This window comes from Amycolatopsis thailandensis (assembly GCF_042723255.1).
GTDB classification, from domain to species: Bacteria; Actinomycetota; Actinomycetes; order Mycobacteriales; family Pseudonocardiaceae; genus Amycolatopsis; species Amycolatopsis thailandensis.
This window is the reverse complement of sequence record NZ_JBHXJK010000219.1, coordinates 1-9517: the sequence shown is the minus strand read 5'-3', so window position 1 is coordinate 9517 and position 9517 is coordinate 1. Positions and strand designations below refer to the sequence as shown.

The window sequence follows — 9517 nt, the reverse complement described above, 5'->3', positions numbered from 1 at the left end:
GGCCACTTTCGGGACATCAGACGTCCCGAAAGTGGCTTTCGCGACACTTCCGAGCCTCCGCCGCGCCCGTCACCGTCGATCGCCACTCACGACCGATTCGGCACATAGGCCGGCAACGCTTCCAGGCTGTGGCGCACGGCCTCGGCTCCGTACTCGAACATCTGCCGCTCGTAGTCACCGACGGCGTCAAGGAGGCTTCGACGCCCCTCGGCGGCCTCGATCAGGCTACGGCGCAACAGATCCGCGTCACGCAGGGCGATGTTCGCCCCGTTGCCGCCGGTCGGCGAGGTGGCGTGGATCGCGTCGCCGAGCAACGTGACCGGACCGGGCGCCCACCGTTCACGGGGCTCGACCACCCGGATGGACAGGAGGGTGCTGTTGTCCGGGTCGGACTGTTCGACGAGCTCCCGCAGCTCCGGATGCCAACCGTCCATTCTGGACAGAGCCGCTTCCTGCGGCGTCGAAGCGCCGAGCGAGCCGTCCGGCGGGAGGATCATCGCCCAGCGCACGTAATCGCGGACGTCGGGAAGGGTCACGTCGGGCGCCAGCTCCTCGGCGGCCGCCTTCGGCGGGGTGCGGAAACGCATCGCCCCGAGCAGCAGGCTCACTCCGTCCCCGGCGACCTTCGAGCCGAAAGCCTTCGAGAGCCCGGCGAAACGCTCCGTCAGCGCGGTGCGGCCGATGACGAACCGGACGCCGGTGTCGATCGGGACGGTCTGGGGAGACAGCGCCGCGCGTACGGCGGAACCGACCCCGTCCGCCCCGACGAGCAGGTCCGAGGCGACCGGGTCACCGTGCGCGAAGCGCGCTTCGACCTTCCCATCGGCCAGGACTCCGTACCCGGCCAGCGCGGCCCCGGTGCGCACGGTGAGCCCGGTCAGCAGCAGATGCCGGAGCACGTGCCGGTCGACCACGGTCCCGGTCTTGCCGGGGCCGAGCGCGCCGATCGTGTTCAGCCGCGGGTCCAGGACCAGGCGCTCGCCATAGGCGTCACCGACGATGGCGTCCAGCAGCGCGTGCCAGCGCGACGGCAGGCAGGCGCGCACGGCGTCGAACCCCACCGGGTTCAGCACCAGCCGGTACCCCTGGAAGCGGGCGGTGATCGCGGGATCCCGCTCGTACACGCCGGCCTCGATGCCTGCCCCGCGCAGCCCCTGCGCCAAGGCGAGACCTCCCAGACCGGCTCCGGCCACCGAAACTCGCATCACACACCTCCCGAAGAACGTTGACGAACTTAGTTCGTTGATGACGAACTAAGTTCTACTTGGCGAACTAAGTTCGTGTCAAGCTAGAGTGCCCGCATGCCCTCCGATCCCCGGCAACGCCGAGCAGCCCGTCACGCCCAGCCCGCCGAGGACCCGGCGGCTTCGCCACCGCGCAAAAAGCCCATCACGGTCGACCGCATCACCGACGCCGCCTTGCAGGTCGTCGCCACCGAGGGCTACGACGCCCTGACCATCCGCCGGGTCGCCGCGGTGCTGGGCGCGGGGCCGTCGTCGCTGTACGCGCACATCGTCAACAAGGACGACATCGACGACCTGATCGTCGGGCGGCTCTACGCCGGGATCGTGCTTCCCGGACCGGATCCGGCGCGGTGGCGGGAGCAGATCCGCGACGTCTACACCCAGATCCGGGACCAGTACCTGAACTACCCCGGGATCTCCCGCGCCGTGCTGGGCACGGTCCCGACCAATCTCCACACCTTGCAGGTGCGCGAAGGACTTCTGGCGATCCTGCTCGCCGGCGGCGTCGAACCGCGGAAAGCGGCCTGGGGGCTCGACGCCTTGTCCCTCTACGTCAGCGCCTACGCCCTGGAGCAGTCGCTGGTCCGGCAGCGGCGGACCGACCCGGACCAGGAATGGGTTGTCAGCCGGGAGGAACTGCTACGCCGGTTCGCCGCACTGCCCGCCGACGCGTTTCCGCACACTCGGCGCCATGCCGCCGAACTGACGTCGGGCACCGGTCACGACCGGTTCGACTTCACCCTCGGCCTGATCATGGACAACCTCGGCTAGTCCCCCGAACGGCCCTCCGATCGAGGCTGTTCGGCCCTAGCCGCCCACCCGCGCCCCGAGAACCGTGGAACCGGTCCATTCCCGCGAAACACCGGTCAACGGCGCCCGAGGAAAGGGATCCGATGTTCCGCACCGCCATCCCCCTCGGCCGGTGGGCCGGAATCGCCGTGAGAGCCCACTGGTCGGTCCTCCTCGTGCTCTTCCTGATCACCGACCTCCTGGCCACGGCCGTCCTTCCCCGGGCCGCGCCCGGTGCGGCTCCCGGGTGGTACTGGGTCACGGGCGTGCTCACCGCCGCGGGCTTCCTCGCCTCGCTGCTGCTTCACGAGTTGTCCCATGCCGCCGTCGCTCGGCGGCACGGTGTCGGGGTCAAGCGGATCACGCTGTGGATGCTCGGCGGTGCCGCCGACCTCAAGGACGAACCCTCCACGCCGAAGGCAGACTTCCGGATCGCGGTGGCGGGCCCGATCGCCAGCGTGCTGATCGGCGTGGCCGGGCTCGGTGCCGCCGTCCTCGTGGCAGGGGTCGCGCATCCCTTGCCGGTCAGCGGGCTGGCGTGGCTCGGCGCGGGCAACATCCTGCTGGGGGTGTTCAATCTGCTGCCCGGCGCGCCGTTGGACGGCGGCAGGATGCTGCGCGCGGCGGTCTGGTCGCGGCGTGGCGACCGGGCCCGCGCCGGAGCCGTCGCCGGACGATTCGGTCAGGCCCTCGGCGCGGCCTTCGGCATCGCGGGGCTCGCACAACTGCTTCTGTTCGGACAATTCAGCGGGCTTTGGCTCATCCTGCTCGGCTTGTTCCTGATCTTCGCCGCGCAGGCCGAATTCGCCGCGGGCCCGCTGCGCGAACGGCTCGGCGGGGTCCGGGTGGGCGAGATCATGAACCCCTCACCGACGGTCGCGCCCGGTTGGTGGACGGTGGACGCCTTCGCCGACCACGCGGCGGGTGCCGGCCGGGATCGGGTGTTCCCGGTGCTGTCGTTCGACGGCGTTCCCGTCGGCGTCGTCAGCCTCGGGGATTTGATCCGGGTCCCGGCCGACGCCCGCCGCGCGACCAGGGTCGCGGACGTGGCGCGCAAGGATCAGACGGTCACCGTGGTCGGTGTCGACGCGCAGGTGACCGAGCTGATGAATCGTGTCTTCCTGCGGCCCGGCCGCGACCTCGTCCTGGTGACCGAGTCCAGCGCGCTCGCCGGGGTGGTGGGGGCAGGCGACCTGGCCAGGGCCGTCGAGCTCGCCACGCTGCGCCACCGTCCACGGGCCGCTGCCCCGCACTCGCCCGGGGACCCGCGGTGAGCCCGCTCATTTCGCCGCGCCGGGGGCCACACGAGGCCTCAGCAAGAGCCCGGGCGGCAGTTCCACCTCCAGCCCCATGATCGTCGCGGTCGGTCTGCGGCGGGGCCACCACCCCGTCGTGGTGACGTCGATCAGATCGTCGGTGAACGCTTTGCGCTGCGCCGGGGTCACCGCGTGCCAGCGCATCTTGAACGCGGGGCGCACCGGCGCGATGAACGGCCTGACCGGTTCGTGGGCGCGGGCGAACACGGCGTCGAAGTTCCGGTCCGGCACATAGCTCAGCTCCAGGTCGATCAGCGGATCCGGTCCCCCGGCGCGGTATCGGCACCTCGCGAGGATCCTGGCGATCTCGTCCACCGCCAGCCGCACGGCACCGGGGACCTGGTCCTGCCACCAGCCGAGGAACGGAGCGTTCAGCGACTGCGCGGTGAGTTCGTCCGGCAGCACGATCACCGCCCGGACCGCGGTACCGGTGAGCTCCACGTGGAGCCGGGTCCATCTGCTGTCGGTGTCGAGGAAGAACCGCGGCAGCGGCACCGAGGTGTCGGCACCGAGCCGGATCCGCTCCTTCACCGCGACGAACGGGTGGTCCGACGGTTCCGGCTCCGTCGCGTGCCTGCCGTTCCGGCCGTCCGGCAGGACGAACACGAATTCGAGGCGATCGCCGGTGAGCTTCAATCCGGCCGGGAACAGCGAACCGAGACCGCCCATGAGCGCCGAGCCGACGACCAGCGCGTTATGACTGGACGCTCCTCCGGTCATCGCCGGCTTCCTCCGATCCGGGTGGTCGCCGCCGCACCCATGCCTGCTTTCAGACTTGCAACTCCGTCTCGATGCGCTTGAGATAGTGCCGGGCCAGCGCGAGATTCGCCTGGTCCCGGTCCAGCACCAGATAGAGGAACAGGGAGCTTCTCGCGCTCACGGAATCCAGCAGGCGGATCAAGTGATACTGGCGGTGCAGCGTGATGAGGATGTCCTCGATGCTGTCGTTGAGCGCGAGCGCGGACATGACCCGGAGCTTCGACCTGACGACGTCGGTGTTCCCCGCCGCCGCGACCTCCAGATTGAGCCAGTCACCGCCCCCGCTGGTGCCGAGCGACATCCCGCTCTCGTAGTCGACGAGCGCGACGCCGACGGCACCGGCGATCGACATGGATTCCTTCAGGGCGTTTTCGATGTTCATCGAACTCCACTTTCTTCGTTTCGATCAAAGGTCAAGCGGCCAGAATCGAACTGATCCGGTCGATCACCGGGCGGCATTCGAAAAGAAGGCGGCCGACATTCAGCTGCCGGTCGCCCATGATGACCATGAGCGCCATCCGGTCGATCGCGTACACGGCCATGTAACCGTCACTGCTGAACACCACGGTCTGTCTGAGGGTGCCCTTTCCGGTCACTTCGGCGGCCTGACGCGCGATCCCGAGATTCGCGGCGGCGAGCGCGGAGACTTCCGCGGGATCGATACTCTTCGCCGCGTCGGCGACGATCGGTATTCCGTCGACCGCGGCTATCACCGTGTCGGTCACTCCGGCGACATTGTCCCGCAGGGTCCGCAGTTCGGCGATCAGTGCATCGAAATCCACTACTCAATACTTCCTGTTTCAGAGGGCCCATCAGGAGATTCCGAACGCGATGGAACGTACCACCGACGTTAGTCATCACCTATGCGTATCCGGGACCGGGCGGCGCTATCACGCGATCGGCCCAAACACTTTCCGTGTACGCACCAGGTCGTCGAATCGACCGCCGTCATCCGTCGCGACGCCACCCGAAGCCGGGCCGGTACGCGAATTCCCGACGATCCGGGAAAGGCAGCGAAAATGCCTTACCAATCGGCCACTCTCGGCGTCAAGGCGTCGTCGAGCGCCTTCTGCCAGTTGGCATCCGGGTTCTGATACTCCTTGACCACGTCATCGGTCGTCAGGTATTCGGCGGGCCGGTCCGACGGGCCGGCGACGGTCAGCAAAGTGGTCGCCGGGTTGTCGATCTCGTAAGGACCGTTCTCGCCGTCCTGCTTCTCCCGGTAAAAGCGCGTGATCGCCAAACCGTTGCTCACCGCCGCTTTCGCGCCGAGGTGCACGGTCAAGGTCTGTCCCGCCGCCGCCTGCCATCCCTTCTTCCACATGGGAGCGGCGAGGACCGGGACGAGAAGGTGCGTGGCGCCCACCGCGATGACGTGCTGATGACGCTCCGGGCGGGTAAAGTCCTCGCACACCTGGACGGCGAATCGTCCCGAACGGGACTCGAGCACGGTTATCAGCGAATCGTGGGAGATGCGTTCGTCGCGTTTGACCCCGCCGAGTTCGATCTCGTACTCCTCCTGTTTGTCCACCGTGAAACAGAACCCCGACATCTTGTCCTGGGTGAGCATCGGTTCGACCCAGCCGTTGCGATGGACGAGGACGGCCCGGTTCGGCGGCCGGTTGCTGGCCGGAGGCGGCCCCACACTCGTCACCGGACCGGTTCCCAGAAGAAGCCAGGTGAGCGAGCTCCCCTCAGGCCGGGGGGTCGCCCTGAGCTGCTCGCGCCATCGCTCGAGAACACTGTCGTCCAGGCAGCCTTCGGGAAGGATGGCAAGAACGGCCCCGCTTTCGTCGAGAACGTCCAGCGCCCTCGCGACGCGGTCGCCGAGCCGCGCGCTTTCGGGCGCGACGGTGTAGAACCCGCCGTCGGGACGATCCGGTTCCCAGCGGAGGTCGGCGGACTCGGCCAGGAACGGCAACTGCGCGATCTTCAGCGGCGAGCGGGGCAGGTCACGGACGGCGGCGACCCGGGAAAGCTGGAGGTTGACGCTGACATACGGCGGGATGCGCAACAGGTGCACGAAGTCGTCGAGACTTTCCGGGTCCGCGTTCGGCCGGAGCGGGAACGTCCGGCGGGGCACGAGGATGCCCCCGGTCTCGTCGTTGAGCCTGCCGTTCATCTCCAGCCGGACCTGGAGGTAGTCGAGCGCCCTGTCGCCCGGGTGGCAGGTGTCGGCGTTGGCGTCGAGGAGCGCGAGGTCCAAACCAAGCAGGACACCGAAGCGCTTCCGTTCGTCCGGGTGACCGGAGAGCCACGCCTCGGACAGGAACCCGGTCGTTCGCACCTCGACCCGGACCATGTCCTCGACGTCGCGCACTCTCCCGTCCGCGGACCAGTCGCTGAGCGTGTCCCCGGAAACACCCCTGAGACCGTCGTACAGGTTGACGAACGCGTCGGCAGGATCCATACTTAACACTTCCTTGATTCTGGAGGTGGGGAGCCCATGCCCTCGAACGCGACAGCCGCACTGGACAGGACGTCGGCGGGCGCGGCGCCCGCACCCGGCACCACGGCCGAGGACGCGGACGGGCTTTCCCGGGGATTCGGGACTTGGGCCGCGAAGCTGAAAGAAGAGACCGGCGAGGGGAAGGTGCTCGGCGACCACGCGGCGGTGGACCGCTGGGCGGCCGCGGTCGGAAGGTGGCTGGTGGACGCCATCCGGCTCGCGGACATCCCGTCCCTGCGTTGCGCCCTGGAGGCCTTCCAGTCCGCGGGGATGCGGCTGCAACCGGGCGGCCACACGATGCGCCTCGAAGCGGTCGTGATGGCGTTGGCCGAGGTGGCGCAGTCCGCGCTCGACAGGGCGGAGCAGGCGGCACTCGCCGATGACCTGGACCCGAAGTCATGGGCGGCCAGGATGCTCGTGCTGGTGCACCGCGAACCGCACATCACCAGCTCCGACGTCGGCTCCCGGCTCGGCGCGCACGAAGCGCAGATCAGCCGCAGCGGGAAGACGCTGATGGAGCGCGGCCTGGTCGTCAAGACCCGGCTCGGCCGGTCGAAGGGCTGGTACGCCACTCCCCGGGGCGAAGCCGTCGCCACGCAGCTCGCAGAACGTGAGAACGAATAGCCACGATTCGAGAATCGTGGCGGCCGTTTCAGACCGATGTCGAGAATCGCGCTTTCACCACCCTCCGGAGCGCCGTTTCCGCATTAGTCGTCGGCACCCGGAGGATGGTTACGCGCAGCGACGTCTACGAGACCCGTTTCGCTTCGGGTCGTGACCGCTTTATGACATTCACCGCGCGAAAAGGCTGTCCAGCGAAGACTGGCTTTCCTCGTCCATGGCACGGTAGATCACCAAGCGCTGATCCTGATCCTGAAGCGGGGTGAGCACTTCGAAATGCAGTTCGAGCACGCCGGCCTCGGGATGCCTGATCACCTTGCTCCCCCGGCCCTTGACCTTGACGTCCCGTTCGGCCCACAGGCGCGCGAATTCGTCGTCCGCGGTGAAATCGGCGATGAGATCGATCAGCGCCTGATCGTCCGGATGCGCGGCCCACGCGGCGCGCAGATGAGCGATCCCTTCCCGCATGACACGTTCACGGTCCACAGAGAAATCGCGAATCTCCGGATGTTTGAAGCATAGCCACATCGAATTGCGGCGAGGCGGCGGCAAGGTGTCGAAATCCACCAGCAGCCTCGCCATTTCGTCGTTCCAGGCCAGGATGTCGTAGCGGTGGTTCATCAGCATGACCGGCAAGGGCGAGAGATCGGCGACCAGCCGGGCCAAGGGCGGCGCCGCGACGGTCGCGAGCTTGTCGGCGTCGCGAGGACGCTGCCTGGCGAGATCGAAGAGGTAAGCGCGCTCGTCGGGGGCCAGGCGCAGCGCCCGCGCGAGCGCCTCCAGCACCTCCGCCGAGGGCCGCAGCCCGCGAGCCTGCTCCAGCCGCACGATGTAGTCGACGCTGACCCCGGCGAGTTCGGCGACCTCCTCCCGGCGCAGCCCGGGCGTCCGCCGGGACCGGCGGCGCGACGGCAGGCCGAAAACGTCCGGGTCCAGGCGTTCACGCCGGGTCCGCAGGAACGCGGCCAGCTCCTGGGTCGTATCCACGGTGCGGGTCGTCATGATCGGTCCAACAGCCTGGGTAGGACCGGTGTTCCCAGGATCTTCTCTCCCTTATCCCCTGGTCACGGCGGTCGCAGACTCGTCTCCGACAACGGATCACGAGCACGGGAGAACACGATGCCGCTCACCCTCGACACCTATCGGCTGCTGGGCCGGTCCGGACTGCGGGTGTCCCCGCTGGCGCTGGGCGCCGCGACCTTCGGCACCGAATCGGGCTGGGGCGCCGAGCGGGACGAGGCCCGCAAGCTGTTCGACCGCTACGTCGAACGCGGCGGCAACTTCATCGACACCGCCAGCACCTATTCGAACGGCACCTCCGAACGGCTGCTGGGCGAATTCACCCGCGACAACCGCGAAAGCCTCGTGCTGGCCACGAAGTACACGACACTGCGCCGGCCCGGTGACCCGAATTCCGGCGGCGGCCAGCGCAAAAACCTGTTCGCGTCGGTGGAGGACAGCCTGCGGAAGCTGAACACGGACTACATCGACCTGCTCTACCTGCACCTGTGGGATTTCACGACACCCGTCGAAGAGATCCTGCGCGGGATGGACGATCTGGTCCGCCGCGGCAAGGTCCTGTACGTGGCGATCTCCAACACCCCGGCCTGGGAGGTGTCGCGGATGCAGACGATCGCCGATCTGCGCGGCTGGTCGCCGCTGATCGCGTTGCAGATCGAGTACAACCTGATCGAGCGCACGGGCGAACGCGACCTGATCCCCATGGCCCGCGAGCTGGGTTTGGGCGTCGTCCCGTGGTCACCGCTGGCGGGCGGCGTGCTCACCGGGAAGTACAGCCGCGACGACCTGGCCCCGGCCGAGGACGGTACCCGCAAGAACTTCAACCTCGCCTTGGGCACGCTCACCGAGCGGAACTTCGCCATCGTGGACGTCGTGAAGGAGGTCGCCGCGGAACTCGGTCGCACCCCCGCTCAGGTCGGGCTGGCGTGGACGCTGCGGAACCCCGACGTGACGGCGCCGATCATCGGCGCCCGTACGCCCGCTCAACTGGAGGACAACCTGGGCGCGCTGGAGGTCGACTTCACCCCGTCGCAGCTGGCCCGCCTCGACGAGGTGAGCGCGATCGACCTCGGCTTCCCGCACGAGACGCTCGCCCGCGACTCGACTCTCGCGATGACGCGGGGCGACATGAGGATCGAAGCGCGCCGCTGAGCTTCCGGCCGCGGACCGGTCATCGGGGCTCGCGGCGATGGTGTCGTGCTCGACCGCTCGCGCGCCTGCCGGCTTCGAGTGTCGCGAAAGCCACTTTCGGGACGTCTGATGTCCTGAAAGTGGCTTTCGCGACGTGCTTGGGGTGTTGCGAAAGCCACTTTCACAAC

10 protein-coding genes are annotated in these 9517 nt (G+C 68.4%); 4 read left to right on the top strand and 6 right to left on the bottom strand.

The genetic code is table 11. The features are described 5' to 3' along the window. Nucleotides 1-86: 86 nt before the first annotated feature. Entirely contained in the window at nt 87-1205 is a 1119-nt protein-coding gene (locus ACFWMR_RS41205) for an FAD-dependent oxidoreductase (protein WP_378382315.1), read from the bottom strand. A 96-nt stretch (nt 1206-1301) separates the two neighbouring features. On the opposite strand from ACFWMR_RS41205, the gene ACFWMR_RS41200 reads away from it, so the two are divergent. Beyond that, on the top strand, nt 1302-2015 hold the full coding sequence (locus ACFWMR_RS41200) for a TetR/AcrR family transcriptional regulator (RefSeq protein ID WP_378382314.1): 714 nt from the start codon (nt 1302-1304) through the stop codon (nt 2013-2015). A 122-nt stretch (nt 2016-2137) separates the two neighbouring features. Then, nucleotides 2138-3307, top strand: coding sequence for a site-2 protease family protein (locus ACFWMR_RS41195; protein ID WP_378382313.1), 1170 nt, complete (start codon nt 2138-2140; stop codon nt 3305-3307). A gap of 6 nt (nt 3308-3313) precedes the next feature. On the opposite strand, the gene ACFWMR_RS41190 is transcribed toward ACFWMR_RS41195, so the two are convergent. The 4 genes from ACFWMR_RS41190 to ACFWMR_RS41175 all read right to left on the bottom strand — a co-directional run bounded on the left by ACFWMR_RS41190 (nt 3314) and on the right by ACFWMR_RS41175 (nt 6518). Further along, a complete protein-coding gene (locus ACFWMR_RS41190) occupies nt 3314-4069 on the bottom strand; it encodes a hypothetical protein (RefSeq protein WP_093936103.1) in 756 nt (251 codons plus the stop codon). A gap of 49 nt (nt 4070-4118) precedes the next feature. Further along, entirely contained in the window at nt 4119-4490 is a 372-nt protein-coding gene (locus tag ACFWMR_RS41185) for a hypothetical protein (protein ID WP_093936104.1), read from the bottom strand. A gap of 31 nt (nt 4491-4521) precedes the next feature. Continuing rightward, nucleotides 4522-4890, bottom strand: a complete 369-nt coding sequence (locus ACFWMR_RS41180) for a roadblock/LC7 domain-containing protein (RefSeq protein ID WP_020629966.1) — start codon at nt 4888-4890, stop codon at nt 4522-4524. Nucleotides 4891-5132: 242 nt separating this feature from the next. Further along, nucleotides 5133-6518 carry a hypothetical protein gene (locus tag ACFWMR_RS41175; RefSeq protein WP_378382312.1) on the bottom strand — a complete coding sequence of 462 codons (1386 nt, stop codon included), beginning with the start codon at nt 6516-6518 and terminating at the stop codon, nt 5133-5135. Nucleotides 6519-6554: 36 nt separating this feature from the next. Here ACFWMR_RS41175 and ACFWMR_RS41170 point away from each other — a divergent pair, with 36 nt between their 5' ends. Beyond that, nucleotides 6555-7181, top strand: coding sequence for a MarR family transcriptional regulator (locus tag ACFWMR_RS41170; protein ID WP_378278427.1), 627 nt, complete (start codon nt 6555-6557; stop codon nt 7179-7181). Between the two features lie 168 nt (nt 7182-7349). On the opposite strand, the gene ACFWMR_RS41165 is transcribed toward ACFWMR_RS41170, so the two are convergent. After that, a complete protein-coding gene (locus ACFWMR_RS41165) occupies nt 7350-8180 on the bottom strand; it encodes a helix-turn-helix transcriptional regulator (protein WP_378382311.1) in 831 nt (276 codons plus the stop codon). A gap of 117 nt (nt 8181-8297) precedes the next feature. Here ACFWMR_RS41165 and ACFWMR_RS41160 point away from each other — a divergent pair, with 117 nt between their 5' ends. After that, nucleotides 8298-9350, top strand: coding sequence for an aldo/keto reductase (locus ACFWMR_RS41160; RefSeq protein ID WP_378382310.1), 1053 nt, complete (start codon nt 8298-8300; stop codon nt 9348-9350). The last annotated feature ends 167 nt before the right edge of the window (nt 9351-9517 follow it).